This window comes from Brumimicrobium salinarum, assembly GCF_002844555.1.
Lineage (GTDB): Bacteria > Bacteroidota > Bacteroidia > Flavobacteriales_D > Crocinitomicaceae > Brumimicrobium > Brumimicrobium salinarum.
Window position 1 is genome coordinate 1 of record NZ_PJNI01000038.1, and the last position, 923, is coordinate 923.

Annotated in this window: 1 protein-coding gene; it reads left to right on the plus strand. The window is 34.5% G+C overall.

Translation table 11 applies throughout. The annotated features are described in order from the left end of the window. Window positions 1-149 precede the first annotated feature (149 nt). Window positions 150-923 (plus strand): IgGFc-binding protein (locus CW751_RS14965; protein ID WP_205677848.1); only part of this gene is annotated, 774 nt, incomplete at its 3' end.

Below are 923 nucleotides of genomic sequence, written 5' to 3' on the forward strand. Positions count from 1 at the left end.
AGAAACAATGTCCACTACACGCCATGTAGAATATGGACATGTGAATGTTTTAAGGTAAAAAAAAGGAAATAATTGTTTTTTAAGCAACCCTTTAGTTTTTTATTTCGTTAAATAATACATAGCAGAAAACAACTTTATACTACTAAAATATGCTACGAAGAATTTTTATCTTTATTTTTTTAATAGGTTTTGTTTTTAAGACCAATGCTCAGTCTACTAAAGGCAAAGATTTTTGGTTTGCTTACATACCTAACTTAGTAAGTGTTCCACCAGATATATACATTTCAAGTGATCAAGATGTTACAGGAACAATAACAGTTCAAGGAATTGGTTATACCCAAGCGGTAAATGTGGTAGGAGGAACCACCGCAAGATATACTTTGCCTATAGGTGCTGTTCCACCATATAATGAAGGGATTCATGAATTGGCTGTTCATGTAGAAACTTGTGAATTTGTCACTGTATATGCGGTGAATCCTGGAAATGCTTCTTCAGATGCGACTGTTGTTTTTCCTACCTCTTCATTGGGGATTGAATATACTGCTTTAAATATGACTGGAGCACCTAACGATTGGGGAGATGTTGTTTCTATAGTAGCTACAGAAGATAATACAGATATTGAAATAACTCCAAGTGTAAATACGGACGGAGGAGAACTTGCAGGAGTACCTTTTACTATAACATTAAATGAGGGTGAAATCTATCTTTTAAGACATGATAATGGTGGAGATGATTTAACAGGAACGACAATTAAAGGTGTGAATACAGCTAATTGTTTACCTTTTGCCGTTTTTTCAGGTTCTCAATGTATCAATATAGGTGGATGTGGTGCATGTGATCATTTATACGAACAATTACTTCCAGATAATAATTTAGGCTTGACCTATGCAGCAATTCCATTAGCCCAGAAAAATAGATCCCAT